Source organism: Streptomyces sp. NPDC050528 (genome assembly GCF_044457795.1).
Classification (GTDB): Bacteria; Actinomycetota; Actinomycetes; order Streptomycetales; family Streptomycetaceae; genus Streptomyces.
On sequence record NZ_JBITHH010000001.1, the window covers coordinates 248,676 to 273,728 of the forward strand.

At 69.3% G+C, this 25,053-nt stretch carries 29 protein-coding genes; 9 read left to right on the forward strand and 20 right to left on the reverse strand.

Annotation, left to right across the window (positions count from 1 at the left end; genetic code table 11):
- Window positions 1–24: 24 nt before the first annotated feature.
- From ACIBK4_RS01215 to ACIBK4_RS01250, 8 genes are all read left to right on the forward strand, one after another.
- Entirely contained in the window at window positions 25–372 is a 348-nt protein-coding gene (locus ACIBK4_RS01215; RefSeq protein ID WP_398990981.1) for a hypothetical protein, read from the forward strand.
- Entirely contained in the window at window positions 369–1,100 is a 732-nt protein-coding gene (locus ACIBK4_RS01220) for a DNA methylase (protein ID WP_398990983.1), read from the forward strand. Before ACIBK4_RS01215 ends, ACIBK4_RS01220 begins: the two co-directional genes overlap by 4 nt.
- Window positions 1,097–1,945 (forward strand): DNA primase, encoded by an 849-nt coding sequence (locus ACIBK4_RS01225; protein WP_398990985.1) that lies wholly within the window; start codon window positions 1,097–1,099, stop codon window positions 1,943–1,945. Before ACIBK4_RS01220 ends, ACIBK4_RS01225 begins: the two co-directional genes overlap by 4 nt.
- A 2-nt stretch (window positions 1,946–1,947) precedes the next feature.
- On the forward strand, window positions 1,948–3,423 hold the full coding sequence (locus tag ACIBK4_RS01230; RefSeq protein ID WP_398990987.1) for an ATP-binding protein: 1,476 nt from the start codon (window positions 1,948–1,950) through the stop codon (window positions 3,421–3,423).
- A gap of 468 nt (window positions 3,424–3,891) precedes the next feature.
- Complete coding sequence (locus tag ACIBK4_RS01235) at window positions 3,892–4,158, forward strand: helix-turn-helix transcriptional regulator (RefSeq protein ID WP_398990989.1); 267 nt, start codon at window positions 3,892–3,894, stop codon at window positions 4,156–4,158.
- 84 nt (window positions 4,159–4,242) lie between these two features.
- Complete coding sequence (locus ACIBK4_RS01240; RefSeq protein ID WP_398990990.1) at window positions 4,243–5,487, forward strand: tyrosine-type recombinase/integrase; 1,245 nt, start codon at window positions 4,243–4,245, stop codon at window positions 5,485–5,487.
- A gap of 93 nt (window positions 5,488–5,580) precedes the next feature.
- Window positions 5,581–5,958: a type II toxin-antitoxin system RelE/ParE family toxin gene (locus ACIBK4_RS01245; protein ID WP_398990992.1), complete on the forward strand. Its 378-nt coding sequence runs from the start codon at window positions 5,581–5,583 to the stop codon at window positions 5,956–5,958.
- A complete protein-coding gene (locus tag ACIBK4_RS01250; protein ID WP_398990994.1) occupies window positions 5,958–6,380 on the forward strand; it encodes a hypothetical protein in 423 nt (140 codons plus the stop codon). The genes ACIBK4_RS01245 and ACIBK4_RS01250 overlap by 1 nt, the downstream gene beginning before the upstream one ends.
- Window positions 6,381–6,603: 223 nt before the next feature.
- On the opposite strand, the gene ACIBK4_RS01255 is transcribed toward ACIBK4_RS01250, so the two are convergent.
- The 5 genes from ACIBK4_RS01255 to rpsB form a co-directional block, all read right to left on the reverse strand.
- Window positions 6,604–7,794 carry a phosphatidate cytidylyltransferase gene (locus tag ACIBK4_RS01255; protein WP_398990996.1) on the reverse strand — a complete coding sequence of 397 codons (1,191 nt, stop codon included), beginning with the start codon at window positions 7,792–7,794 and terminating at the stop codon, window positions 6,604–6,606.
- Window positions 7,794–8,351: a ribosome recycling factor gene (gene frr / locus ACIBK4_RS01260; RefSeq protein WP_327401013.1), complete on the reverse strand. Its 558-nt coding sequence runs from the start codon at window positions 8,349–8,351 to the stop codon at window positions 7,794–7,796. The genes ACIBK4_RS01255 and frr overlap by 1 nt, the downstream gene beginning before the upstream one ends.
- A 130-nt stretch (window positions 8,352–8,481) precedes the next feature.
- Entirely contained in the window at window positions 8,482–9,240 is a 759-nt protein-coding gene (gene pyrH, locus ACIBK4_RS01265) for a UMP kinase (RefSeq protein ID WP_329258404.1), read from the reverse strand.
- A gap of 204 nt (window positions 9,241–9,444) precedes the next feature.
- Window positions 9,445–10,281 carry a translation elongation factor Ts gene (gene tsf / locus ACIBK4_RS01270; RefSeq protein ID WP_398990998.1) on the reverse strand — a complete coding sequence of 279 codons (837 nt, stop codon included), beginning with the start codon at window positions 10,279–10,281 and terminating at the stop codon, window positions 9,445–9,447.
- Between the two features lie 191 nt (window positions 10,282–10,472).
- Window positions 10,473–11,426, reverse strand: coding sequence for a 30S ribosomal protein S2 (rpsB, locus tag ACIBK4_RS01275; RefSeq protein WP_366434048.1), 954 nt, complete (start codon window positions 11,424–11,426; stop codon window positions 10,473–10,475).
- Window positions 11,427–11,711: 285 nt separating this feature from the next.
- Between rpsB and ACIBK4_RS01280 the strand changes: the two genes are divergently transcribed.
- A complete protein-coding gene (locus ACIBK4_RS01280) occupies window positions 11,712–12,275 on the forward strand; it encodes a murein hydrolase activator EnvC family protein (RefSeq protein WP_398992894.1) in 564 nt (187 codons plus the stop codon).
- A 62-nt stretch (window positions 12,276–12,337) separates the two neighbouring features.
- Here the strand turns inward: ACIBK4_RS01280 and ACIBK4_RS01285 are convergent, their stop codons facing one another.
- From ACIBK4_RS01285 to ACIBK4_RS01355, 15 genes are all read right to left on the reverse strand, one after another.
- Window positions 12,338–12,895 (reverse strand): TetR/AcrR family transcriptional regulator, encoded by a 558-nt coding sequence (locus ACIBK4_RS01285; protein WP_398992896.1) that lies wholly within the window; start codon window positions 12,893–12,895, stop codon window positions 12,338–12,340.
- A 118-nt stretch (window positions 12,896–13,013) separates the two neighbouring features.
- Window positions 13,014–13,856: an RNA polymerase sigma factor WhiG gene (gene whiG, locus ACIBK4_RS01290; protein WP_019058710.1), complete on the reverse strand. Its 843-nt coding sequence runs from the start codon at window positions 13,854–13,856 to the stop codon at window positions 13,014–13,016.
- Between the two features lie 271 nt (window positions 13,857–14,127).
- Complete coding sequence (gene dprA, locus ACIBK4_RS01295) at window positions 14,128–15,318, reverse strand: DNA-processing protein DprA (protein WP_398991002.1); 1,191 nt, start codon at window positions 15,316–15,318, stop codon at window positions 14,128–14,130.
- 884 nt (window positions 15,319–16,202) lie between these two features.
- On the reverse strand, window positions 16,203–17,828 hold the full coding sequence (locus ACIBK4_RS01300; protein WP_398991004.1) for a YifB family Mg chelatase-like AAA ATPase: 1,626 nt from the start codon (window positions 17,826–17,828) through the stop codon (window positions 16,203–16,205).
- A 1-nt stretch (window position 17,829) separates the two neighbouring features.
- On the reverse strand, window positions 17,830–18,192 hold the full coding sequence (locus ACIBK4_RS01305; protein ID WP_366434053.1) for a YraN family protein: 363 nt from the start codon (window positions 18,190–18,192) through the stop codon (window positions 17,830–17,832).
- A 158-nt stretch (window positions 18,193–18,350) separates the two neighbouring features.
- On the reverse strand, window positions 18,351–18,659 hold the full coding sequence (locus ACIBK4_RS01310) for a DUF2469 domain-containing protein (RefSeq protein WP_003965949.1): 309 nt from the start codon (window positions 18,657–18,659) through the stop codon (window positions 18,351–18,353).
- 56 nt (window positions 18,660–18,715) lie between these two features.
- Window positions 18,716–19,255, reverse strand: a complete 540-nt coding sequence (locus ACIBK4_RS01315; RefSeq protein ID WP_398991007.1) for an NUDIX hydrolase — start codon at window positions 19,253–19,255, stop codon at window positions 18,716–18,718.
- The gene (gene lepB, locus ACIBK4_RS01320) at window positions 19,245–20,024 is read right to left on the reverse strand and encodes a signal peptidase I (protein ID WP_366434055.1); all 780 of its coding nucleotides are present in this window, start codon (window positions 20,022–20,024) and stop codon (window positions 19,245–19,247) included. Before lepB (ACIBK4_RS01320) ends, ACIBK4_RS01315 begins: the two co-directional genes overlap by 11 nt.
- A 78-nt stretch (window positions 20,025–20,102) precedes the next feature.
- Complete coding sequence (lepB, locus tag ACIBK4_RS01325; protein WP_398991009.1) at window positions 20,103–21,077, reverse strand: signal peptidase I; 975 nt, start codon at window positions 21,075–21,077, stop codon at window positions 20,103–20,105.
- Window positions 20,965–22,086, reverse strand: a complete 1,122-nt coding sequence (gene lepB / locus ACIBK4_RS01330; RefSeq protein ID WP_398991011.1) for a signal peptidase I — start codon at window positions 22,084–22,086, stop codon at window positions 20,965–20,967. The genes lepB (ACIBK4_RS01325) and lepB (ACIBK4_RS01330) overlap by 113 nt, the downstream gene beginning before the upstream one ends.
- Entirely contained in the window at window positions 22,079–22,795 is a 717-nt protein-coding gene (gene lepB, locus ACIBK4_RS01335; protein WP_398991013.1) for a signal peptidase I, read from the reverse strand. The genes lepB (ACIBK4_RS01330) and lepB (ACIBK4_RS01335) overlap by 8 nt, the downstream gene beginning before the upstream one ends.
- A 45-nt stretch (window positions 22,796–22,840) precedes the next feature.
- Complete coding sequence (gene rplS / locus ACIBK4_RS01340; RefSeq protein ID WP_019058701.1) at window positions 22,841–23,191, reverse strand: 50S ribosomal protein L19; 351 nt, start codon at window positions 23,189–23,191, stop codon at window positions 22,841–22,843.
- A gap of 133 nt (window positions 23,192–23,324) precedes the next feature.
- Window positions 23,325–24,158, reverse strand: coding sequence for a tRNA (guanosine(37)-N1)-methyltransferase TrmD (gene trmD / locus ACIBK4_RS01345; RefSeq protein ID WP_019058700.1), 834 nt, complete (start codon window positions 24,156–24,158; stop codon window positions 23,325–23,327).
- Window positions 24,155–24,730 (reverse strand): ribosome maturation factor RimM, encoded by a 576-nt coding sequence (gene rimM / locus ACIBK4_RS01350; RefSeq protein WP_398991016.1) that lies wholly within the window; start codon window positions 24,728–24,730, stop codon window positions 24,155–24,157. The genes trmD and rimM overlap by 4 nt, the downstream gene beginning before the upstream one ends.
- An 82-nt stretch (window positions 24,731–24,812) precedes the next feature.
- Window positions 24,813–25,052: an RNA-binding protein gene (locus tag ACIBK4_RS01355; RefSeq protein WP_005479813.1), complete on the reverse strand. Its 240-nt coding sequence runs from the start codon at window positions 25,050–25,052 to the stop codon at window positions 24,813–24,815.
- Window position 25,053 lies beyond the last annotated feature (1 nt).

Consider the following 25,053-nt stretch of genomic DNA (forward strand, 5'->3'; position numbering starts at 1 on the left):
ATCAAGGAACTGGAGACATCCAGCATGCCCGAGCCCAGCACTCACCCGCGACTGCCCGACGGCACGGAGCGGGTTGTCACCGCGCGCACCGAGACCCGTCCGGACGGGAGCACTGTCCTGACCCTGCTCGTTGTCGGTCCGCCGCTCGTTCTGATCGAACACCGCATGTTCCTCGACACGTACCTGACCCGCTCCCTGCTCTGCACTCTGGCCCGCGACCTGCACGACGTGCCCGCCCCCGGCCCCACCCCGGAAGCCGCCGCCCTGCTCGCCGCCATCCGCGCCGACGACAAGACAGCGATCGCCGCCGCCGGGGACGCCTTCAACGACCGCGTCCTCAGCCTGTGGACGGACGGGGACACGGCAGCATGACGCAGCCCACCCACATCCGGCGAGAGCGCGCCCAACGGCCGCGCCTGCTCGACCTGTTCTCGTGCGCCGGCGGCGCCGCCACGGGCTACAACCGCGCGGGGTTCGACGTGGACGGATGCGACATCGCCCACCGGCCCAACTACCCCTTCGCGTACCACCACGGCGAGGCCCTCACCTACCTCGCCCACCTGATCGCCACCGAGGAGATCCACCAGTACGCGTTCGTGCACGCCTCCCCGCCCTGCCAGGACAAGTGCACGCTCACCGTGGGCACCAACCAGTCCCAGGGATGGGGCGGCACCCACGTGGACCTGGTCGCCCCGACCCGCGCACTGCTCGAACTCACCGGCCTGCCGTACGTCATCGAGCAGCCCAACGGCCGCGCGGAGATCCGCAAAGACCTCACCCTGTGCGGCGAGATGTTCGGACTCGGGGTCATCCGGCACCGCAACTTCGAGTTGGGCCGCTGGACCGCTGCGCAGCCGGCGCACGTGCAGCACCGGGGGCGGGTGCGCGGCTGGCGGCACGGCGCCTACTTCGACGGCCCGTACGTCGCCGCGTACGGCAACGGCGGCGGCAAACCGTCCATCCCGGAGCTACAGGCCGCGATGGGCATCACGTGGACCGACGTCCGCGAGGAACTCACCGAAGCCATCCCGCCCGCCTACAGCGAGTTCATCGGCCGCGCGTTCCTCGCCCGTGCCGGAACGCTGGGGGCGGTCGCATGAGCATCACAACCACCCACCTGCGTTCCGCGCTCGAACTCGCAGCGGCCGGCATCCCGGCGCTGCCGCTGCGAGCGGGAAAGGCCCCGTTCGGCAACTGCCACACCTGCGCGAAGAACGCGTGCGGCGGCCGGCCGAACATGAAAACCCCCGGCCCCTGCACCTGCCCCGGTGTCTGCCACGCGTGGGCCGCCGCCACCACCGACCCCCACGTCCTCAACTCCCCCCACTGGGAGGCGGCATGGCGGCAGGCGGCGGCGGTCGCCTACCACCCCGGCGGCGCCGGCCTGACCGTCGTCGACCTGGACAACGCGGCGGCCATCGCGTGGGCCCGCGCGACACTGCCCGCCACGAGGACCGTGGCGACGACCCGGGGTGAGCACTGGATCTACCGGGGCACCATGCAGTCCGTGAACGCGGTCCGGCCCGGGGTCGACATCAAGTCCCTTATGGCGTACGCCCGTTGGCTCGGAACCGGAAACGGCTCCATGACCCCTCTGCCGGACACTGTGCGCACTCTGGCATTGACGCAACCACCTACGGCCCGCAGGGCGCCACAGGCCGTCTCAGCGCCTCTGAGGGGGCAGGGCGGGGTGTGCCCGCACCGTACGCCCACCTTTCTGGACCGTGGGATCGCCATGGCGGAGCAGCGGATCACGAAGGCGTCCAGCGCGGTGCACGCCACTGTCTACCGGACGTTCCTCGCGGTGCTGTCCACCCACGGGCGGTGCGGCTGCCTCACCGACACGCACGTCGCCCGGCTGTTCACCGCCGCGCAGGCCAAGGGCGAAACGGTCCGGCACTGCACCGACGCGTGGACCAACGCCCTGACCACGTTGGGACTGTGACCATGTCCGAGGACGAGAAGAACCCCGCCCGCGAGATCATCGCGGACTACGCGCAATCCCACTTCCGCTACTTCCGCACCGCCGACGGGACCGTGTACGCGCAGCGCAACGGCCACCCCGTGGCCCGCCCGATGCGCTCCCAGGGCACCACCGGAAGCCACCGGCAGGAACTCATCGTCGGCATGTACCGGGACGGGGTCGGCGTGTTCAACGGGACCGCGCTCAAAGAGGCGCTGGACCTGATCGAAGCACTCGCGCTGTACGAGGACACGCACGCCGTGAACATCCGCGTCGCCCCCGGCTTCGACGGGGCGACCTGGCTGGACCTGGGACGCGACGACGGACAGTCCGTGCGCATCCACCCCACCGGCTGGGACATCCTCACTCCCGACCCTCAGGAAGTGTGCTGGCGGCGCACCCAGCTCACCGGGGAACTCCCCCTGCCCGTCAAGGACACCAACGGCAAGGGCATCGAACTGCTGATGCGGCTGTGCAACTTCTCCGGCGCGGAGACCGAGTGCCTGGCCGTCGCATGGCTGATCGGCTGCCTCGGACCGTCCGTCCCCGTCCCCGCACCGTTCCTCACCGGACCGCAGGGCGCCGGGAAGTCGACCGGCGGCCGGATGCTGGTGCGGATCATCGAGGGCATGAGCGGTGACCTGCGCCGGGCCCCGAAGGACGAAGAAAACCTGATCGCGGCCGTCGCGGCCGGCTGGGTCACCGCCCTGGACAACCTCTCCCACATGACACCGGACCTGTCCGACGCCATGTGCTGCATCGTCACCGGCGCCGAAAGCGTCAAGCGCGCCCTGTTCACCGACGGAGACGTCTTCCGCGTCGGCTACCGCCGGCCGCTGCTGCTCACCGGGATCGACGTGGGAGTCATCCGGCCCGACCTCGCCGAACGCCTGCTCCCGCTCCGTTTGGAGCGGCCCCGTGTACGGCGGACCGAGGCGGAGTTGTGGGCGGAGTACGCGGAAGTACTGCCCGTCGTGCTCGGCTCGCTCCTGGACCTCACGGTCAAGGTCCGCGCGGCGCAGGCGGAAACCCCCACCGACCTGCGCATGGCGGACTTCGCGCACCTCTGCGCGCAGCTCGATGCGGCTACCGGGCTCGGGGCGCTCCCCGCGTATCGGGCCCGGCTGGATGACCTCAACGACGACGTGATCGAGGGCGACCTGCTCGCTCAGACCGTCCTCCGGCACGCCGACACCATCGAACCGGGCACGGCACAGCGCATGCCCTCCACGGAATGGCTGCACTGCCTGAGCCGTCTCTACAGCGGCGACGACTGCCGTCCGCTGCCCAAGGGGTGGCCGACCACCGGCAAAGTCCTCTCCGACCGTCTCAAGCGCCTACAGCCCACCCTCGCCGCCCGGGGTGTCCTCGTCGACACGGGCCGCACCAGCGAAGGCAGGTACCTCGAAATGGCCCGCCCCGCCGCACCACCCCCGTTCGAGCAGCAGCGGATGCCCTGACCGCGCCGCAGGCTCACCCCGACAAGCAAGAGGAGCACCACCCCGCGATGCGCCGGCGTGCTCTTCTTGCTGTTCGGCGCAGCGCGCCGCCCCAAGGACGCGCCGCGTAGCGGCCCCTTCTCTGCTCTTTGAGAGAGAACTCCGACTACGACAGACACCCCCTTCTTTGTCCTAAGAGGGGAAACGCTGCGTCATCTGCGTCATACGAGCCGGAAAACGGCCCCTGACCTGCGATGACGGGCATGACGCAGACGGCCGCGCCTGCGTCATCCTGCGTCATCTGCGTCATGGACCGCGTCACCGATGACGCAGCCCATGACGCACCCATGACGCAAGACCCGCCCCCTGCGTCACGCAAAGCCGCAGGTCAGAAGCCCGAATGACGCTGATGACGCAATGACGCAGAAATCCACACCTCGGACAGGCACCGCCCCGCCCCCGCGAACGAAGCCCCGAAGGAGTCGCACCGTGGCTCGCCCCAAGCTGCTCGAACTCCCCGAACCCCCTGACCGACCAGACCCCCGCGCGATCCTCCGGGAAGGCCTCCCGGACCGCTACCTCACCCCCGACGACATCGCCGAGATCTTCGAGGTCCCCAAAGAGACCGTCTACCAGTGGCGCAAGAAGCACACCGGACCGCCCGGATTCCGCATCGGCAAGTACGTCCGCTACGACCCCACCGACGTTCGTGCCTATGTCACCGAACGCAAGAACCGCGACCGCACCGCCGCCTGACCCAGCCGCAACCGCATAGCTCAGCACCCCAGGGAGGGCCACATCGTGGCCCTCCCTTCCCATGCCCGAAGGGAACAGCCCCGCATGGCAGGCCACATCCAAGACCGCTGGTTCAAGACCGAAACGACCGCCGACGGCAAGACTGTGCGCGTCAAGTCCGACCGCTACGGAACCGGACTCCGCTACCGAGCCCGCTACATCGGCCCCGACGGCACCGAGAAGTCCAAGAGCTTCCCCGACCGTCAGAAGCGGCTGGCCGAAGACTGGCTCACCAACACCGCATCCGACATGTCGCGCGGCCACTACATCGACCCGAAAGCCGCCCGTATCACCTTCAAGACGTACGCCGAGAAGTGGCTCAGGACCCACAGCGCGGACCTGTCGAGTCAGATCGTGGCCGAACAGAGGCTGCGCCTTCACGCGCTCCCGGTACTCGGCTCCCGCCCGCTGGACTCGTTCCGCCCCGAGCACATCCGCGAACTCGTAAGCACCTTGGAGACGGACCCCGCTGTCAGCGGCTCGTACGCGAGAAACATCTACGGCGATGTACGGGCAGTGCTCAGCGCGGCTGTCGACGATGGCCTGTTGCCCCGGAATCCGTGCGGCGCGAAGTCCGTACACCCGCCGGCAGTGGAGAAGCGGCGCGTCGTACCGTGGCTTCCCACGCAAGTGGTCGCAGTCCGCGCGGCACTCCCCGAGCGCTACCGGGCCATGGTGAACCTCGGAGCGGGATGCGGGCTCCGTCAGGGGGAGATCATCGGACTCGCCGAAGACGCGCTCGACTCCGACGGCGCCACACTGCACGTGGTCCGGCAAGTGAAGCTCATCCGGGGGAAGGCCGTGTTCGCCCCGCCGAAGTGCAACAAGGAGCGGGACGTACCGTTGCCGCCCTCGGTGGCCGAAGCCATACGGGCACACATGGACGCGTGCAAGCCCGTTGAGATCACCCTGCCGTGGCGGAAGCCGGACGGCCCGATGGTGTCGGCTCGTCTCCTGTTCACGAACACCGCGAACGGGATCGTCTGGCGAAGCAACTTCAACGTGCAGGAGTGGAAGCGCGCACTCGCGGCTGCGGGCCTGATCTCCGAAGCCGAGAAGGGCGGCAAGTACGCGTCCGCGCGCGAGCACGGCATGCACGCGCTGAGGCACTTCTACGCGTCCGCGCTTCTGGACGCTGGCGAGAACATCAAGGCCGTCAGCCAGTACCTCGGACACTCCGATCCGGGGCTGACCCTCCGTGTGTACGCGCACCTGATGCCAGCAAGTCAGGAGCGTACGCGGAAAGCGATTGATCAGATGCTCTCAGCCAGCCAGAACGGCAAACCCTGAGACGGAGGCCTCAACCACTCACTAAAATGCCGCTGCCCGAGGACTGAGAAGGGACAACGCTTGAGTCCGACGCCTGCTTCGGGGTACACCCTCGTGATCGCCCCTGAAGTGCGTGAGTGGCTGCACGCGCTCCGCAGGACTGACAAAGATGCAGTGAAGACGGTCGCCGCAGCCATCGCGGCCCTACGTGAGGTAGGGCCGGGGCTGGGACGCCCCCTTGCGGATACCCTGTCAAGGGAGAAGAAGAAAAAACGCGCTCGCTCTCGCTACACGAACATGAAGGAGCTGCGACCTAACTCCGGATCACGGTCTGCGGTACGCATCCTGTTCATCTTCGATCCACGGAGCCGAGCGGTCCTCTTGGTGGCTGGTGACAAGGCTGGCAACTGGGAAGACTGGTACGAGGAGGCCATTCCCCTAGCAGATGCTCGGTACGAGGCATACCTCAAGGCGATGGAGGCTGGCGCTTGATGAACGGCTACGGCGTGTACAACACGTCTGACGAGTTCCTTGACGAGTTCATCGCGCCCGCAGACCAAGCTGAGGTTCGCACCGCAGCAGCCGAGATGGCTGATGCCCATCGCGAAGAGAGCCGACGTAGCGAGATCGCCAAGGCGAGGGCAAAGGCAGTCCGCAAAGAGAGCCGACGTAGCCAGATCGCCAAGGCGAGGGCAAAGGCAGTCCGGAAGTCCAGGGCCCGCCAGGCACGCACTATCACGGTGCGGGCACCGCGAACGAGTCCGGCCCGGAAAATCACGATCCGTGAGGGCGGCTCCACCCAGACCATAGTCACAACTACTACTCGATCGGTCCTCAAGGCCACGGGGTCTATCCCCCACCTGGTCGGCCCGGTCATCCGAGTCATCCAGGAAATGCTGCGCAGCAGGTTCTGACGCCAACTCAGGACGGGGCTCACGGCCCAGAGACGGCCCAGCAACACGGAATCGGCCCCCTACCAGCGACAAACGCGCTGGTAGGGGGCCGATTGCTGCCGGATCACTGCAAGTTCTCCGGGCTTAGGCATGGCCCTACCAGTGTCGCAGACATACGAAGAGGGACTCGCCGCCCTGTGGACAACGAGCCCCTCACGTACAGAATCGCAGGTCAGACCATGTTTCAGCCGGAGCCCACGAACAGCACCAGCAGCAGCCACACCACCGGAGCGGTCGGCAGCAAGGAGTCGAGCCGGTCCATGATGCCGCCGTGGCCCGGCAGCAGCGTGCCCATGTCCTTGATGCCCAGGTCGCGCTTGATCATGGACTCGCCGAGGTCGCCCAGCGTGGCGCTGGCGGCGACCGCGAGGCCCAGGACGAGGCCCTGCCACCAGCTGCCGTCGTCGATCAGGAACTGCATGCACAGCGCGCCCGCCACCATCGCGAAGGACACCGCCCCGAACAGGCCCTCGCGGGTCTTTCCGGGGCTGATGCGCGGAGCGAGCTTGTGCGTGCCGAAGCGCCAGCCGATGGCGTACGCCCCGGTGTCGCTGACCACGGTCAGCAGCAGGAACGTCAGCACCCGCCAGGCGCCGTCGTCGGCGGTGAGCATCAGGGCGACGAACGTGGCGAGGAACGGCACGTAGAACGCCGCGAAGACGCCCGCCGTGACGTCCTTGAGGTAGCCCTCGGGCGGCTCCGTCATCCGCCATACGAGGACGGCGAGCGCCGTGAGCGCCATGGCGACCCAGGCGCCCTCAGGGCCCCGGACGTACCCGGCGACGACCATCGCCGCACCGCCGACCGCCAGGGGCACGAGGGGCGCCTTGATGCCCTTGCGCTCCTGCAGCCGCGAGGTGAGCTCCCACAGACCGACCACGACCGCGACCGCTATCACGCCCACGAACGCGGCCTTCACCACGAAGAGGGACGCGACGATCACCACGGCGAGCCCGACGCCGACCCCTATGGCCGCACCCAGGTCCCGGCCCGCGCTCTTCTTCTGCGGGGCGGGCGCCGGTGGCGGGACGTCGGGCATGGGCTCCGGATTCTGCGGCACCGCCCCGTAGGGCTGCGCCTGCGACGTGTCAGAGGGCTGCGTCCGCGGGTCGTACGGCGGCGACTGCCGTACGTCGTACGGCGGTTGCTGCGTCTCGTCGCGGAACAAGGGGCCACTCAGCCGAGCGGCCCCCCGGTCGTCATCCTGGTGTCCGCCGTATGCGGGCTCGTCGGGCACGATGGGCATGGGGCGAGTCTGCTGCGCCTCAGGCGCATCGTACGTGGGACCCGCCGGGGCAGCCCCCTGGACAGGCCCCTGGTCGGACGGCCCCCAGTACCCGGCTTGTGGCGGCGCCCCCCAGGAAGAGTCGTTCATCAGACCTCTAGCAGCTCCGCTTCCTTGTGCTTGAGGAGTTCGTCCACCTGGGCGACGTACTTCGCCGTGGTGTCGTCGAGCTCCTTCTCCGCACGACGGACCTCGTCCTCGCCGGACTCCTTGTCCTTGACGAGCTTGTCCAGGGCGTCCTTCGCCTTGCGGCGGACGGCGCGGATGGACACCTTGGAGTCCTCGGCCTTGGCCCGGGCGACCTTGATGTAGTCCTTGCGGCGCTCCTCGGTCAGTTCGGGGAACGTCACTCGGATGATGTTTCCGTCGTTGCTGGGATTGACGCCCAGGTCCGAGTCGCGGATCGCCTGCTCGATGTTCCGCATCGCGGTCTTGTCGAACGGGGTCACCACGGCCATCCGCGGCTCCGGTACGGAGAACGAGGCCAGCTGGTTGATCGGCGTCAGCGCGCCGTAGTAGTCGGCCACGATCTTGTTGAACATCGCCGGGTGCGCACGGCCGGTGCGGATCGCGGCGAAGTCCTCCTTGGCGACCACGACGGCCTTCTCCATCTTCTCCTCGGCTTCAAGGAGGGTCTCTTCGATCACCACTTGCTCCTGCGTGTCTTGAGTAGGCCCGGCTGCTGTGCTGTGTCGGCGTCGGCGGCCGGCTGCGTCGCGTCTTCTTCCTGCACGGTTCCCGACCGGCAGGACATTGTCCATCCCCCGGTCAGGGTCATCAGCCCTGGCTGCCTTGGTCACCCACAAGCGTGCCGATCTTCTCACCCTTGACGGCGCGGGCGATATTGCCCTCCGCCAGAAGCTCGAAGACCAGGATCGGAAGCTTGTTGTCGCGGCACAGCGTGATGGCGGTCATGTCCGCGACCTTGAGGTCCTGGGTGATGACCTCGCCGTAGCTGAGCGAATCGAACTTGACTGCTTCGGAGTTCGTCTTCGGGTCGGAGTCGTAGACCCCGTCCACGCCGTTCTTGCCCATCAGCAGCGCCTCGGCGTTGATCTCCAGGGCGCGCTGGGCGGCGGTGGTGTCGGTGGAGAAGTACGGCATGCCCATACCGGCGCCGAAGATGACCACGCGGCCCTTCTCCAGGTGGCGCACGGCGCGCAGCGGGATGTACGGCTCGGCGACCTGGCCCATGGTGATGGCGGTCTGGACGCGGCTGTCGATGCCCTCCTTCTCCAGGAAGTCCTGGAGGGCGAGGCAGTTCATCACCGTGCCGAGCATGCCCATGTAGTCGGAGCGGGCCCGGTCCATGCCGCGCTGCTGGAGTTCGGCGCCGCGGAAGAAGTTGCCGCCGCCGATGACGACGGCGACCTCCGCGCCGTCCCGTACGACGGCGGCGATCTCACGGGCGATCTTGTGCACCACGTCGGGGTCGACGCCCAGGCCCCCACCGCCGGAGAAGGCTTCCCCGGACAGCTTCAACATGAACCGGCCGCGTACCTTGCCGTCGTCGCTCTTCTGGGCCTTGGTGGTCATGACGTTCTCGCCTCTTTTACGTGGTCGCACATACGAAGAAGGCCACTGCCGGTGGGGTGTCTGTCGCATCCCATGCTCGGCAATGGCCTCCTCGTCAGATCTGCTGTCGTCCGCCACGCGCGCGTGCGCGGCGGCGTACCGGCTCGACTGCTGACGACCCTAGCGGGATTCCGCGGGGCGCCGCGCGTCGATCGCGGTACGGACTCAGATGCCGACCTTGATGCGCGTGAAGCGCTTCAGGGTGACACCCGCCTCGTCCAGAACCTTCTGGACGGACTTCTTGGGGTCGAGCGCGTACGGCTGACCGAGCAGCGTCGCGTCCTTGAAGAAGCCGTTGACGCGCCCCTCGACGATCTTGGAGATCGCGGCCTCGGGCTTGCCCTCGGCGCGGGTGGTCTCCTCGGCGATACGGCGCTCGGACTCGACGACCTCGGCCGGCACGTCCTCCTTGGCCAGGTACTTCGGCGCGAAGGCGGCGATGTGCTGGGCGACACCGCGGGCGACCTCGGCGTTCGGCTTGTCCAGCTCGACGAGGACACCGATCTGCGGGGGCAGGTCGGGCATCGTGCGGTGCATGTACGCGGAGACGTAGCCGTCGGCGTACTGGGCGAAGCGGTCCAGGACGATCTTCTCGCCCAGGTTCGCGTTGGCCTCGTCGACGAACGCCTGGACCGTCTTGCCGGGCTCGATCTCGGACGCGAGGAGCGCCGCGATGTCGGCCGGGGCGGAGGCGGCGACGTGCTGGGCGATCTGGTTGGCGACGGCCTGGAACTTCTCGCCCTTGGCGACGAAGTCCGTCTCGCACTTCAGCTCGACCAGGACACCGGAGGTGTTGTCCTCGGCGATGACGGAGACCACGGCGCCGTTCTCGGCGGAGCGGCCCTCGCGCTTGGCGACGCCCTTCTGGCCCTTGATACGGAGCGCCTCGACGGCCTTCTCGACGTTGCCGTCGGCCTCGTCCAGCGCCTTCTTGCAGTCCATCATGCCGGCGCCGGTGAGCTCGCGGAGCTTCTTGACGTCGGCGGCGGTGTAGTTCGCCATGATCTGAAAATCTCTTCTCGGAGTTCGAAGTCTCGAAGTCGGCGGCGGCCGCGTGGTGAGCGGGCTTCCGCCAAAGATCTACGGGCTACGAAGATCTAGGGGCTGTGAGTGAACGGCGGGTGGCGCGGTCCGCACCACCCGCCGTCACTTCAGTCAGCCCTTTGGCCCGGAAGGTCAGGCCGTTGGCCGGGTCAGGCCTGCTCGGCCTCGGCGGCCGGAGCGGCCTCGACCTCGGCGGCGGGGGCCTCGACGACCTCGGCAGCGGCCTCGGCGGCAACCGGAGCCTCGTCGGCCTGCTCGGCGTCGGCGACCTTCTCGGTCTCGGCGGAGGTCTGGACCTCGGCGTCCGCGGCCGGAGCCTCGTCAGCCTTCTTCTCGCCCTCGAGCAGGTCGCGCTCCCACGCGGCGAGCGGCTCGCCGGCGGCCTTGTCACCCTTGGCCTCGGCGGCGACACCGGAGCGGCTGATGAGGCCCTCGGCGACGGCGTCGGCGATCACGCGGGTGAGCAGGGTGACGGAGCGGATCGCGTCGTCGTTGCCCGGGATCTTGTAGTCGACCTCGTCGGGGTCGCAGTTCGTGTCGAGGATGGCGACGACCGGAATGTTGAGCTTCCGGGCCTCACCGACCGCGATGTGCTCCTTCTTGGTGTCCACGATCCAGACGGCGCTGGGAACCTTGGACATCTCGCGGATACCACCGAGGGTCTTCTCCAGCTTGGCCTTCTCGCGCGAGAGCACGAGAAGCTCCTTCTTGGTGAGACCGGACGCGGCGACGTCCTCGAAGTCGATCTGCTCGAGCTCCTTGAGGCGCTGCAGACGCTTGTAGACGGTGGAGAAGTTGGTGAGCATGCCGCCCAGCCAGCGCTGGTTGACGTAGGGCATGCCGACGCGGGTGGCCTGCTCGGCGATGGCCTCCTGCGCCTGCTTCTTCGTGCCGACGAACATGACCGTGCCGCCGTGGGCGACGGTCTCCTTGACGAACTCGTAGGCGCGGTCGATGTACGACAGCGACTGGAGCAGGTCGATGATGTAGATGCCGTTGCGCTCCGTGAAGATGAAGCGCTTCATCTTCGGGTTCCAACGACGGGTCTGGTGACCGAAGTGGACGCCGCTTTCCAGCAGCTCCCGCATCGTGACGACGGCCATGGCCGTTCTCCTTGATTTACTCGGTTGTGCCGCGAGCACCGGACGGCACTCGCGCCTGACGCCCACGTGCGCGTGCCCAGAGGACCGAGGAGCGCTGACACCGGTTTCGTCTTGCGACGGAGGACCAGATGCCGGGGCGTGCGAAGTCGACCCGGTGACCCGGATCGCCAAAGGAAGTGTACGGGACCCGCGAGGCACCGGGTGACGCCGTTGTCCACAACCCCACGCCGGTCCACAGGTCCCGGCCATGATCGGCCCGGGTACGGCACGGTTTGCCCCATGCGGATGCGCCGAGATGACCGAATTGCACGTACAGGCCTCGCCCTACTACTGCCCCTCCTCCTGACCCTGCTGACCTGCACGGCCCGAGCGAACGACACCCCTCCCCCGACACCCGGGACCCCCATCCCCTCCGTACCGGCGATCGCGACCACCTGGCCGGTCGGCTCCCACCCTCTGGTCCTACGGGGCTGGGAGCCCCCGGCGACGGTCTACGCCCGAGGCCACCGAGGCGTGGACCTGGCGACCCCGACCGGCGCTCCCGTACGAGCGGTGGCACCGGGCCGGGTGTCCTTCGCGGGCCGGGTCGCGGGGAGGGGCGTGGTGTCGGTGGAGCTGGCGGGGACAGATCTCCGCACGACGTACGAGCCGGTGACAGCAACTGTGAAGAAGGGCGACGAGGTGAAGCCGGGCGAGGTGGTGGGGACGGTGGAGGTCACCGGCTCCCACTGCGCAACAACGTGCGTGCACTGGGGCTTGCTGAGAGGGGAGACGTACTTGAACCCGCTGGAGCTGCTGCCCCCATGGCTGCTGAATCGGGGCCCATCCCGCCTGTTGCCAGTACTGTGACCCCGCTTTTTCAGGGCGCGGGGAACTGCGCGACCAGCCCCCACCGGCCGGGCAGCCAAAACTCAACCGAGAACGCCCCGCAAAGCCATACGCACCGCAGCCTCGGTAATGACCGAGGGATCCTCCGCAGCCCCCAGCTCGATCCGCCGCACAGCCGCGTCGACAACCCCCTGAACCAACATCGCCGCCAGCCGAGGCTCCGCATGCCCCATGTCCCCGAGCGCGGAGACGATCATCGCCACCAACCCCCCATGCGCGGCACGGATCTTCTCCCGAGCCCCCGCATCAAGCTCACTCGCGGAGATGGCAACCACAGCCCGATGCCGCCGATCCCCGACCAACGCAAGCTGCTGCCGCACATACGCCCCGACCTTGCCCTCAGCCGAGCCCGCCCCCTCCATCGCGGAAGACACCTCCGCCGCCCACACGGGAAAGTCGACCTCGCACAACTCCTCGACGACAGCGGCCCGAGAGCGGAAGTACTCGTACACGGACGACCGCGCGAGCCCCGTCCGCTCGGCGAGGGCCGGGAACGTCAACGCCTCCGTCCCACCCTCGGACAGCAGGGAACGAGCCGCGTCCAGCAGGGCGGCTCGCTGCATCGACCGGTGCTCGGCCACGGAGGCCGCTCGAATCCTTGGCACGTCAACCACTCTACGGACGGCACACCCCCGGCGGGAGTGACCCAGGCCATGCAGGCACGATTCTGCGAGGTCAGAAAAGCCGTGCGACTTCCACTCAACGGCCGAAACTCGCCAGCTTGGCGCGCAGCTGCAGCACGGACTTGGTGTGGATCTGGCTGACCCGGCTCTCGGTCACCCCGAGCACGTTGCCGATCTCGGCGAGGGTCAGACCCTCGTAGTAGTACAGCGTGACGACGGTCTTCTCGCGCTCGGGCAACGTGTTGATCGCCCGCGCCAGGAACCGTCGCAGCTCCCGCCCCTCGGCCACCTCCACCGGGTTGTCGGCTGCGGTGTCCTCCAGGGTGTCCATCAGGCTGAGCCGGTCGCCGCCCTCACCGCCGGCGTGCAGCAGCTCCTCCAGCGCGACCACGTTCGCCAGCGACAACTGGCTGAAGACGGCGTGGAGTTCCTCCACCGCGATGCCCATCTCGGCGGCCACCTCGCCCTCACTGGGCGTGCGCCTCAGCCGCGCCTCCAGCGTGGCGTACGCCCGCTCGACGTTCCGCGCCTTCTGCCGGACCGAGCGCGGGATCCAGTCCAGCGCGCGCAGTTCATCGATCATCGCGCCCCGGATGCGGGTGATCGCGTACGTCTCGAACTTGATCTCCCGCTCGATGTCGAACTTCTCGATCGCGTCGATCAGTCCGAACACCCCCGACGACACGAAGTCCGCCTGTTCCACATTGGGCGGCAGCCCGACGCTCACCCGTCCCGCGACGTACTTCACGAGCGGCGAGTAGTGCAGGATCAGCTGCTCACGCAGCCGCTCGTCGCCCGTCGTCTTGTACGACCGCCACAGCTCGTCGAGCGTCGAGGGAGCGGGCGGCCGGACGCTGCCACCGTCGCGGGCGGCTGGGGGGATCGCCGCCCGGTCGGACCCGGAGGTGTGCTGGGGCATTCGTCGCCTTGTGCCGTTCTGCCGTGAAGTGGGGGTGCCTGGGTGAGGTGTCGGAGTGATGGGGAGATGCCGGTCTGTGCCGGAATCCCCGTGAGCGTAGCGTGACTGGAGTGTCGCGGTGTGCGAAGGGCGGGGCGCGGACCGGGCACGGACGCGTTCGGCGGGGTGCCGGAACGGGTCGCTCCGATTGCTCTGCGTGATCATCGGAATGCGCCAACTGCGGGAATTCCCAAGGGTGTCGGGGTTCCCCCGGACGGCCGAACACGCTCGGTCAGCGGCGCCCCCGATCCGGGCGGACCGAGATCATCGCCTGGCGTGTCAACTTCCAGCCGTCGCTGTGTCGTTCGACGTAACCAAGTGCTCGGAGTTCGTACAGTCTCGCGATCGCGTCGTCCTCGGTGGTCTGCGCACCCCGCGCGATCTCCCGCGGTGGGGCTGCCCTGTTGCCGGGCAGTGCGGCGAGGACGCGCCGGGCGGCCGGCTCCAACAGGTCGCGCGGGAGCACCGGTCCGCGTCGGTCGGGGGCCAGTTCGCCCATGCCGCCGACGAGTTCGACGATTTCGTCGGCGTCGGTGACCAGCACCGCGTCCCCGCGCAGGAGTTCGTGCACACCGGCGGACAGCGCACTCGTGGCCGGGCCGGGCACCCCTATCGTGTGGCGCCCCAACTTCTGCGCGGCCCGGGCGGTGACGAGCGACCCGCTCCGGTACGCGGCCTCGACCACCACCGTGCCCCGGGTGAGCGCGGCGATCACCCGGTTCCGGAGGATGAACCTGCTCGGCGTCGGATGCTCGCCGGGCGCCAACTCGCCCACCACGAGCCCCTGTTCGGCGATCCTGCGGATCAACTCGGCATGCCCGCGCGGGTAGGGCCGATCGACGCCGCAGGCAAGCACGGCGATGGTGACGTCGGTCGCGCCGAGGGCGCCACGATGGGCGGCACCGTCGACTCCGTAGGCTCCGCCGGACACGACTACCCAGCCGCGTTGGGCCAGTCCGGCGGCGAGAGTGGCCGCCATGTGCGCGCCGTACTCGGTGCAGGCGCGGGCGCCGACGACGGCGACCGACTTGAGTGCCAACACCCGCAGGCTGGGATGCCCGCGCACCCACAGTCCGATCGGCCGCGCGTCCCCGAGATCGTCGAGCTGGCCGGGCCACTCGACATCCCCGGGACACACGAACCGGACGCCGACATCCCGCGCGACGGCCAAGTCCCGCCCGGGCTCGACCAGTCCGGCCCGTGAACACAGCCCGGCCCACCGCTTGTCGGTCACCCCGGTGAGCTGCGGCCCCCCGTTCCGCAGCCGCCGGGCGACCTCGACGGCCCCCAGCTCCCGGATCCACCGGCCGGCGACCTCGTCGCCGGGTTCGATAACCCGGGTGAGGAAGACGCGGGCAAGCAGGTCGTCACCCGCGTCGTGGGTACCGGTCCGGTCATCAACCTCGGTCACATCGTCGGCCACGTTTCGGCCATCGGTCCGGACCCGATCATCGGTCCGGGCCCGATCATCGACCCAGGTCACGTCGTCGGCCCCGATCGCATCACCGGCCCCGCCCCGGCCATCGGCGGGGACGCGGCCATCGACCTCGGTCGCGCCAGTGGTCCCGATCCGACCATCGGCCCCGCTCAATCCACCGGTCCCGGTCGCGCCATCGGCCCGGGCGCGGCCCCTGGCCCCGCCCACATCATCGGCTCCGGCGCGACCAGGACTTCCGGCCCAGCCTTCGGACCCGGTCCGGCCATCGGTCCCGGTCCGGCCATCGGTTTCGCCCGCGCTATCAATCCCGGCGCGACCCGGACTCCCGGCCCAGCCATCGCCCTCCATCCGGCCATCACCCCCGGTCACGTCATCGATCCCCGTCCGGCCATCGGCCCCACCCGCGCCATCAATCCCGGCCCGATGAGCACTCCCAGCCCAGCTACCGACCCCCATCGGGCCATCACCCCCGGTCACGCCCTCCACCCCCGTCCGGCCATCGGCCCCACCCGCGCCATCAATCCCGGCGCGACCCGGACTCCCGGCCCAGCCATCGCCCTCCATCCGGCTATCACCCCCGGTCACGTCCTCGATCCCGGACTCGCCATTGACCCCGCCCGCGTCATCAACCCCGGCCCGATCCCCACTCCCGGCCCAGCCACCGACCTCGGTCGCGCCCCCAATCCCGGCCCAGCCATCGCCCCCGGTCACGCCCTCGATCCGGGCCCGGCCCCTGGCCCCGCCAGCACCGTCAGCACCGTCAGCACCGTCAGCACCGGCCCGATCACCACTCCCGGCCCAGCCACCTACTCCCATCCGGCCATCGCCCCCGCCCGTGTCATCGGCCCAGGTCACGTCATCGCCCCGGGTCACGTCATCGCCCCGATAGCCATCGGCACGCCTCGCGGTACTCCCGTGCGCAGTTGGAGCGCGAGGGCAACATCGGTCGCCCCGGGTCGGTCGTGGCCGACCAGGTCCGCGACCGTCCAGGCGACGCGCAGTACCCGGTCGAGCCCGCGCGCGGTGAGCGCGCCGCGCTCCAGGCTGCGCTCGGCCTCGTCCATCGCCCCGCGCTCGGCGTGCCAGCGGCTGCGCAGTTCACGGCCGGGTACCTCGCTGTTGGTGCGCCAGGGCGTGTCCGCGAGCCGGGCCGCCGCCCGCTCCCTGGCGGCCCGTACCCGGTCCGCGACCGTCGCCGTGGACTCTCCCCGCGAACCGCGTCCGGTGAGCTGGTCCCGCGTGACCCGGTCCACCTCCACCCGCAGGTCCACCCGGTCGAGCAGCGGCCCGGAGAGCCTGGCCTGGTACCTCCGGATCGACATCGGCGCGCACTCGCACAGGTCGTCGGTCTGCGAGAAACGGCCGCACGGACAGGGGTTGGCCGCGAGCACCATCAGGAACCTCGCCGGAAACCGGACGACGCCCGCACTCCGCGCGATCACCACATGCCCGGCCTCCAGCGGCTGTCGTAGCGCGTCCAGGGCCTGGCCGCTGAACTCGGGGGTCTCGTCGAGGAACAGGACGCCTCGGTGGGACAGCGACACCGCGCCGGGCCGTGCGATCCCCTGGCCGCCGCCGACGAGGGCCTGCATCGTGGCCGAGTGGTGTGGAGCGCAGTAGGGGGCGACGTCGATCAGGGGTTTACCCGGGGGCAGCAGGCCCGCCACCGAGTGCACCGCGGTGACCTCCAGGGACTCCTGTCGGTCGAGCCGGGGCAGGACGGCGGGCAATCGCTCCGCGAGCATCGTCTTCCCGGCCCCCGGCGGGCCTTCGAGGAACAGATGATGGCCGCCGGCCGCCGAGACCTCCACCGCCGTCCGCGCCGAGTACTGGCCGACGACATCGGCGAGATCGTGCCCCGGGTCGTGCTGGGACGCGCCCACGCTGTGCATCCCGGTGGCGGCGCCCGTGCCGGGCATGCGCAGTCCGGCGAGCAGCGGGTCCGGGCGTCCCAGTTCGTCCGGGTCCTCGTCGGGGACGGGTTCGTCGGCGAGGACGGCGATCAGCTGCCGCAGGGTGCGGACGCCCAGGACAGAAACCCCGGGCACCAGGGACGCCTCGGCAGCCGCACACTCCGGGACGACAACCTGTTCGTATCCGGAGTCCGCGGCGGCCAGTACGGCGGGCAGGATGCCCCGGACCGGCCGGACCCGTCCGTCCAGGCCCAGTTCGCCGATCATCACGATGTCGGCGAGCACGCGCGGATCGATCCGCTCGGCCGCGCCGAGGACGGCCGCCGCCACCGCGAGGTCGAACCCGCTGCCGCTCTTCGGCACCGACGCCGGGCTGAGCCCGACGGTGAGTTTCTTCTGCGGCCAGGGAGCGCCCGAGTTGACGACCGCTGCGCGTACCCGGTCCTTGCTCTCCGTCAGGCTCTTGTCGGGCAGTCCCACCAGCGTGAACGCGGCGACGCCCGGTTCGAGGTCGGCCTGGACCTCGACCACCACACCCTCGACGCCCACCAGCGCCACCGAACACGTACGAGCGAACCCCATCTCAGGCCACCCCCCGGGCGTGCTCGACCACGGGCCCGCCGCGCCGGGGCAGGACGACGCCCACCAGGTCGATGCGGACCCCTCCCGGTGGGGCTCCGCCGTGCGCGTGGATCCATCGCGCGGCGAGGCCTCGTAGGCGCTCCGCCTTCTCGGGTGTGACGGCGGCCATCGGGTGCTCGAAGGCACCGGCCCGTCGTGTCTTGACCTCGCAGACGACGAGGGTGTCCCCGTCGCGCGCCACGATGTCGATCTCTCCGGTCCTGCCACAGCGCCAGTTGCGCTCCAGGACCGTCATGCCGGCCGCGGCCAGCCGTCGTGCGGCGAGCGTCTCGCCGTACTTGCCGAGTGCACTGCGTGCGTTCATGTCGGCACCACCTCCGGCACCAACCGTCACGCGGAACGGTCCACCAAGTGGATCTTGGTGGACCGTTCAGTGATTGTGGAAAACTCCGTCAGCCACACGAGTGACGGCCGCCCCGCGGGCAGTCACCGTCACCCGCGCCGCGGTCGCCCGTGCCGCCGTCAGCCGCCCGGCAGCTCCAGGTCGCTCTTGTTCAGCTCCTCGATGTTCACGTCCTTGAACGTGAGCACGCGGACCTGTTTCACGAAGCGAGCCGGTCGATACATGTCCCACACCCAGGCATCCGCCATGGACACCTCGAAGAACACCTCGCCCTGGACCGAGTGCACCTGCATCTCGTAGTCGTTGGTGAGGTAGAAGCGCCGTTCGGTCTCGATCACATATTTGAACAGACCGACGACATCGCGGTACTCCCGGTAGAGCTTCAGCTCCATCTCGGTCTCGTACTTTTCGAGGTCCTCGGCGCTCATGGCATGTTCCCCTTCAGCCGTGCGATCCCACCATTGTGCGCCAGTCCCGTCAGCCCCTAGACGATTTCGGTGTCAAGGGTCACGGGCCCGGCCGGGGGACCTTCGTCGAGCAGCCTGCGGAGCAGCTCGGCGAGTCTGGTCGGATACACCGTCTCATGCGCCCGGTCCAGTTCCCGGCACGTCCACCAACGTGCTCCGGAGACGCTGCGCCGCTCCAGCTCGGTGAGGGCCGTGGCGCCGGGCACGCCCTCGGCCGTGGCGGACGTCCTGGCCAGGTAGTACCACTCGTCCTGGTCCCAGCGGCGGCCCGCGAACGGGAAGGAACAGGTCCGCGTCCACAGGACCGGGCCGAGTTCGACCTGGGTGATGCCGGTCTCCTCCGCGAGTTCGCGCAGGGCGGCCTCCTCGTGGGTCTCGTCGCCCTCCAGGCCGCCGCCGGGGGTGAACCACCAGTCGTCGGACGGATCGTCCGGCTCGTGGCCGTGGAGGAGCAGGATGCGGTCCTGCGGGTCGAGCAGGACGACCCGGGCGACCTTGCGCAGGCCGCCCTCGTACGAGTCGCCGTACGCGCCCTCCTCGGTGGCCTCAGCGGGCACCGGCGGGCTCCGTACGGGTGCGGGCGCGGCGGCCGGCCGCCAGCTTGGCGATCGGGCCGTAGGCGCCGCCGCCGAGGACGAGGACCGCGCCCGCGACGATCACGGCGAGGATCGGGCCCAGCGGGCCGGGGTGGGAGAGGCTGCCGAGGGGTTCGAAGGCGGTGGGGCGCTCCAGCATGCCCTTCATGGGCCAGACGACGGCGTCCACGCGGGCGCTCACGGCGCTGCTCGCGACGGTGCCGTCGGCGACGTCCGTGAGGTGGGCGCTGGAGTCCAGGGAGCCCTGGCGTTCGTCGCCGAGGAGGAACAGGCGGCCCTTCGGGACCTTCACCGTGGGGATCGTCTTGATCTCGGCCGGTCCGCCCTTGAGGTAGTCCTCGGTGATCTGCTTGCCGTTGACGACCAGCTTGCCGTTCGTGCAGCAGGAGACGGTGTCCCCGCCGACGGCGACCACACGCTTGACCACGGGGGCGTTCGTCACCCAGGTCTTGTCCGTGAAGACCACGACGTCACCGCGGCGCACCTCGCCGCCGTCGACCCGCTGGGCCAGCACCCGGTCGCCCGCGTCGATCGTCGGCGTCATCGAACCGGTCGGCACCGTGTACGGCCGGTAGACGACCGCTCCCCAGCCGAATCCTCCGAGGAACAGCACAAGGCCCAGCGCGACGGCCAGTCCGGACAACCGCTGTCCGGTCCGGCTGCCCACCGGGCCCTTGCCTGTGCCGCCGCCGGTACGCGGGGCCGTACGTGTTGCGCTCTCGCCACCCATGGGTCCGCACCCTACCCGGCGGTACCGAGGGTGGTCAGCCCTTCCTCCGGGACCAAGGTCACAAGCTCTACAAGGCCTTTACTCGGTCTTGGCCGAGCGCCTGCGGCGCCACAGTGCCAACGGCAGGACACCGACGAGGGCGAGGCCCTCCGGAGCGGCCGTCAGGAGCCGGGAGGCCGAGGCCTGGGTGTTGATGCCCGTCTGGTCGAAGGTGTCCGGGATCGGCAGGGTGCCCCAGCGGTTGATGGGCCAGGCCTTGACGATCGCGCGGCCGACGACCTCCTTCACCGGGACCATGCCGTGGTGCTTGTCGGACTGGTTGTAGCGCGAGTCCCGCGAGTTCTGCCGGTGGTCGCCCATCACCCAGATGTCGCCCTTGGGGACCTTGACGGTGAACTGGCCGCCCTGGTCGTCGTTGGTGCACGGGGTGTTGCCGGGGTAGACGTACGGCTCGTTCAGCGCCTTGCCGTTGACCATCAGCGGGCCGGTGCCGCTGCAGGAGACGGTGTCTCCGCCGACGCCGATGACCCGCTTGATCAGGTCCTTCTCCTGGGCGGACGGCATCAGACCGATCCAGCTGAGCACCGTCTGCAGGGCGTTCGGGTTGGCCGCCGGCTCACCCGCCAGCCAGTCGTCCGGGTCGTGGAAGACGACGACCTCACCGCGCTCGGGCTCGGAGCCGAACCACGGGGTGAGCTTGTCGACCAGGACGCGGTCACCCTGCTGGAGGGTGTTCTGCATCGAGTCCGAGGGGATGGAGAACGCCTGCACCAGGAACGTCTTGATCAGCAACGCGAGGACGAGCGCGATGACGACCAGGATCGGCAGCTCCTTCCAGAAGGAGCGCGGCTTCCTCGGCCGGGCGGTCGGATCGCCCGGCCCCTGCTCCTCGGTGCGGGTCGCGTCGCCCGGCGCCGTACCGTCCTCGTCCGCTCCGGAGTCACTCCCGGAGGTCACGGCGCTGTCCGCGGCCGGGGCGGGTGCTTCCACGGGACGTCCGTGGTGCTCCTCGCCGTCGTGTCCGGACCGTGCGCCAACCGCCACATCCCCCACGCCAACTCCTTACTCTGTGCCGCCGCCTGCCCCATCCTCGGCGCAGGCCCACCACTCCCATAACGAGCGGGAGTTCCGCAGGGCTCGGGAGTTGGACCGATCCGTTCGGATCGACCGGGGCAACCCTATGCGACAGTTCGGGACCGGCGGTCGTCCCTGACACGGAGTTGGAAACCGATGCGAAGGTTTTAGGTTCGTTCAGGCTGGTCCAGTGGCCCATGGGCCAGGCGATCACCTTGGCCCGTCCCACCACCAGACTGAGCGGGACCGTGCCTCCGTAGCTGGTGTTCTGGTGTGCGCGGGAGTCCGCCGAGTTGCCGCGGTGGTCGCCCATCACCCACAGCCGTCCCTTGGGGACGGTGATGTCGAACGCCGTTTCGGACGGTGCGTTCCCGGGATACAGGTAGTCGCCCTCGGTCAGGGGGACGCCGTTGACGGTCACCCGCCCTTGCGCGTCACAGCACTTGACGTGGTCGCCGCCGACGCCGATGACCCGCTTGATGAGGTCCTTCTCGTTGTCGGACGGCAGCAGACCGATGAACTGCAGGCCTTCCTTGACCTGCTTGACCACGATCGGGTCGTTCTTCTTGGTGGTCTGCTCGTCCGCGAGCCAGCCGCCCGGGTCGTGGAAGACGACGACGTCGCCGCGCTTGGGCTCGGAGCCGAACCACGGGGTGAACTTGTCGACCAGGACACGGTCGCCGATGCGGATCGTCTGCTCCATGGAGCCCGACGGGATCACGAACGCCTGGAGGAGAAAGGTCTTCAGGACGAGCGCTATGAGGACCGCGACACCGACCAGGAGCGGTATCTCCCGGACCGCGGAGCGCCGTCGGCGCCGCTTGACCTTGCGCTGGAGCTTGCGCCGCTCGGCCCGGCTGCGGCCGGCTCCCCCGGCAGGGGCGAGCGCGCCCGCGCCCGCGCGCCGGAAGCCGGTCGGCAGCAGGTTCTCGTTCCCGAAGGAGCCGCCCGGCGGCGTCGCGCCGCGCGGCCTGCCGCGGTTACCCATGGGCGCCGTCCGCGGCGGGTACGCGCGCGTAGGCGTCGGGTCGGACGAGGTGGGTCCAGTGGCCGGCGGGCCAGACGATCCAATCGGCTCGTCCGATGACGTCACCAACAGGAATCATGCCTCCGCCCGGGTCGCCCAGGTGGTCCCGGGAGTCACTTGAGTCGCCGCGGTGGTCACCGAGGACGAACAGCGTGCCGTCGGGCACGACCACGTCGAAGGCCACGCTGGACGGAGCGTCCCCGGGGTACAAGAACGCCGTCTCGTCGACCGACCGCCCGTTCACCTGGAGCCTCCCCTTCTCGTCGCAGCAGAGCACGTGGTCTCCCCCCACACCCACAACGCGCTTGATGTAGTCGGCGTCCCCGAAATAGCCGGTTCCGTCGAACACCACGATGTCGCCGCGCTGCGGATGAGCACCGAAACGGTACGCCAACTTATTTACGAGAACGCGGTCGCCGATCCTCAATCCGGATTCCATGGATCCGCTGGGAATTTGGAAAGGCTGGAGCAAGAAGGTGTTGAGCAGCAGCAGGAACACGAGACAGACCAGGGCGGTCAGGGTGATCCGGCCGCCGGGCAGCCACTCGGCGACCCGCGACACCAACGCGAAACGCGACCGGTCCTCCGGTCCTCCGGTGTCCGAGGTGTCCTCGGAGTCGGAAGGGCGGGAGGAGCGGTCGCGCTCCGTAGGCTGTGCTTCGGTGTCCATCGGAGCCAGATGTTATCCGGCCCCGATGAGAACCCCGTCGCGACCTCAGTTGTCGCGCTTCTCCTTGATCTTCGCGGCCTTGCCGCGCAGGTCACGGAGGTAGTACAGCTTCGCGCGACGGACGTCACCACGGGTCACGAGCTCGATCTTCTCGACGATCGGGGTGTGCACCGGGAAGGTGCGCTCGACGCCGACGGAGAACGAGACCTTGCGGACCGTGAAGGTCTCGCGGACACCGGCGCCCTGGCGACGGATGACTACGCCCTTGAACTGCTGCACACGGGAGCGGTTGCCCTCGATGACGCGGACGTGGACGTTGACGGTGTCACCCGGGCGGAAGGCCGGGATGTCGGTGCGCAGCGAGGCGCCGTCGACGATGTCGAGCAGGTGGGACATTTCGTCTGCTTTCTTCATCGATGCCACAGGTCACCGACGGGAGATAGGTGTGAAGAAGGATGCTGTCCGTGTCGGGGCGGGCGTCATGTCCCCCTGTGGCAGGGGCGCACGCCGGACGACGCACAACAGCGACCTATTCTTCCACGCCGTCCGGCCTGCGCCAAAATCGGCCGTACGGCTCCCCCGCCGGGTCCGGTGACCAGCCCAGGATCGAGAGCATCTCGCGGTCCTTCTTGTCGAAGGTCTTGGGCTCGCAGCGCTCGATCAGGTCCGGGCGGTGGGCAGCCGTGCGCTTCAGCGCCTCGTCGCGCCGCCAGCGGGCGATCTTGCCGTGGTGGCCGCTGAGCAGCACGTCCGGGATCCCCTGGCCGCGCCACTGGGGCGGCTTGGTGTAGATCGGCCCCTCCAGGAGGTTGGCCATGGCGCCGGGCGCGAAGGAGTCGTCGCGGTGGGACTCGGCGTTGCCCAGGACACCGGGCAGCAGCCGCGCCACGGCCTCCGTGACGACCAGGACGGCCGCCTCGCCGCCGGCGAGCACATAGTCGCCGATGGACACCTCGTAGACCGGCATCCGCGTCGCGTACTCGTCGATCACGCGCCGGTCGATGCCCTCGTAGCGGGCGGGCGTGAAGACCAGCCAGGGCCGCTCGGAGAGTTCTACGGCGAGTTCCTGGGTGAAGGGGCGGCCGCTGGGCGTCGGCACGATGAGCGCCGGCGCACCGGAGCCCGTCTCGTAGCCGTCGGCCAGGACGGAGTCCAGGGCGTCGCCCCAGGGCTCGGTCTTCATGACCATGCCGGGGCCGCCGCCGTAAGGGGTGTCGTCGACCGTGTTGTGGCGGTCGTACGTCCAGGAGCGCAGATCATGCACGTGCACATTCAGCTGTCCACGCGCGCGTGCCTTGCCGACGAGGGAGACGTTCAGCGGTTCGAGGTACTCGGGGAAGATCGTGACAACGTCGAGCCTCATGCGTCGGCGTCCTCTGAAGAAGCTTCCCCTGAAGGGTCTTCCTTGGAGGACACGATCTCCGCGCGGTCGTCGATCAGCCCGGGCGGCGGGTCGATGACCGCGCGCTGCTCCTCCAGGTCGATCTCGATGACGATCGACTCGACGAAGGGGATCATCACCTCGCTGCCGTCGGGGCGCTCCACGATGAAGAGGTCCTGGGAGGGCAGGTGCGAGATCTCGGTGATCCGGCCGACCTCCTCGCCGTCCTTGGTGACGACGTCGAGGTCCATCAGCTGGTGGTCGTAGTACTCGTCCTCCTCCTCGGGCAGCTCCTCGGGATCGACCTCGGCGATCAGGAGGGTGTTGCGCAGGGCCTCGGCGCCGGTGCGGTCGGCGACGCCCACGAAGCGGAGGATGAGGCGGCCGCTGTGGACGCGGCCCGTCTCGATGGTGAGCGGTCCCGTGGGGGCGGGGTCCGTGAACAGGACGGCGCCGGGCGCGAGTCTGAGCTCGGGCTCGTCGGTGCGTACCTCGACGGTGACCTCGCCCTTGATGCCATGGGCACGGCCGATCCGTGCGACTACCAGTTGCACGTGTCCACATCTCCTGTTTCATGCAGATCGGGCCGGGGACGGCCAGTGGCCCTCCCCGGCCCGAGCCGGTGTGCGATAAGCGTCAGCGGACGTGGTCCACGTCGACAAGGTCGACGCGGACGCCTCGGCCGCCGATGGCGCCCACGACGGTGCGCAGAGCGCGAGCGGTGCGGCCGTTGCGACCGATCACCTTGCCGAGGTCGTCGGGGTGCACCCTGACCTCCAGCACGCGCCCGCGACGCAGGTCGCGCGAGGCGACCTGCACATCGTCGGGGTTGTCCACGATGCCCTTCACGAGGTGCTCGAGAGCCTCCTCGAGCATG

Bases quoted from the DNA above. Each gene is read 5' to 3' on its own strand.
- ACIBK4_RS01250 (WP_398990994.1), top strand. From the start codon at position 5,958: ATGAACGGCTACGGCGTGTACAACACGTCTGACGAGTTCCTTGACGAG.
- ACIBK4_RS01280 (WP_398992894.1), top strand. From the start codon at position 11,712: ATGCGCCGAGATGACCGAATTGCACGTACAGGCCTCGCCCTACTACTG.
- ACIBK4_RS01355 (WP_005479813.1), bottom strand. From the start codon at position 25,052: ATGCTCGAGGAGGCTCTCGAGCACCTCGTGAAGGGCATCGTGGACAAC.
- tsf (WP_398990998.1), bottom strand. From the start codon at position 10,281: ATGGCGAACTACACCGCCGCCGACGTCAAGAAGCTCCGCGAGCTCACC.
- pyrH (WP_329258404.1), bottom strand. From the start codon at position 9,240: ATGACCACCAAGGCCCAGAAGAGCGACGACGGCAAGGTACGCGGCCGG.
- ACIBK4_RS01255 (WP_398990996.1), bottom strand. From the start codon at position 7,794: ATGAACGACTCTTCCTGGGGGGCGCCGCCACAAGCCGGGTACTGGGGG.
- lepB (WP_366434055.1), bottom strand. From the start codon at position 20,024: ATGGGTGGCGAGAGCGCAACACGTACGGCCCCGCGTACCGGCGGCGGC.
- rpsB (WP_366434048.1), bottom strand. From the start codon at position 11,426: ATGGCCGTCGTCACGATGCGGGAGCTGCTGGAAAGCGGCGTCCACTTC.
- ACIBK4_RS01240 (WP_398990990.1), top strand. From the start codon at position 4,243: ATGGCAGGCCACATCCAAGACCGCTGGTTCAAGACCGAAACGACCGCC.
- rplS (WP_019058701.1), bottom strand. From the start codon at position 23,191: ATGTCCCACCTGCTCGACATCGTCGACGGCGCCTCGCTGCGCACCGAC.
- ACIBK4_RS01305 (WP_366434053.1), bottom strand. From the start codon at position 18,192: ATGAACGCACGCAGTGCACTCGGCAAGTACGGCGAGACGCTCGCCGCA.
- ACIBK4_RS01230 (WP_398990987.1), top strand. From the start codon at position 1,948: ATGTCCGAGGACGAGAAGAACCCCGCCCGCGAGATCATCGCGGACTAC.
- ACIBK4_RS01215 (WP_398990981.1), top strand. From the start codon at position 25: ATGCCCGAGCCCAGCACTCACCCGCGACTGCCCGACGGCACGGAGCGG.
- lepB (WP_398991011.1), bottom strand. From the start codon at position 22,086: ATGGGTAACCGCGGCAGGCCGCGCGGCGCGACGCCGCCGGGCGGCTCC.
- lepB (WP_398991013.1), bottom strand. From the start codon at position 22,795: ATGGACACCGAAGCACAGCCTACGGAGCGCGACCGCTCCTCCCGCCCT.
- ACIBK4_RS01220 (WP_398990983.1), top strand. From the start codon at position 369: ATGACGCAGCCCACCCACATCCGGCGAGAGCGCGCCCAACGGCCGCGC.
- ACIBK4_RS01225 (WP_398990985.1), top strand. From the start codon at position 1,097: ATGAGCATCACAACCACCCACCTGCGTTCCGCGCTCGAACTCGCAGCG.
- ACIBK4_RS01300 (WP_398991004.1), bottom strand. From the start codon at position 17,828: ATGGGGTTCGCTCGTACGTGTTCGGTGGCGCTGGTGGGCGTCGAGGGT.
- trmD (WP_019058700.1), bottom strand. From the start codon at position 24,158: ATGAGGCTCGACGTTGTCACGATCTTCCCCGAGTACCTCGAACCGCTG.
- ACIBK4_RS01310 (WP_003965949.1), bottom strand. From the start codon at position 18,659: ATGAGCGCCGAGGACCTCGAAAAGTACGAGACCGAGATGGAGCTGAAG.
- whiG (WP_019058710.1), bottom strand. From the start codon at position 13,856: ATGCCCCAGCACACCTCCGGGTCCGACCGGGCGGCGATCCCCCCAGCC.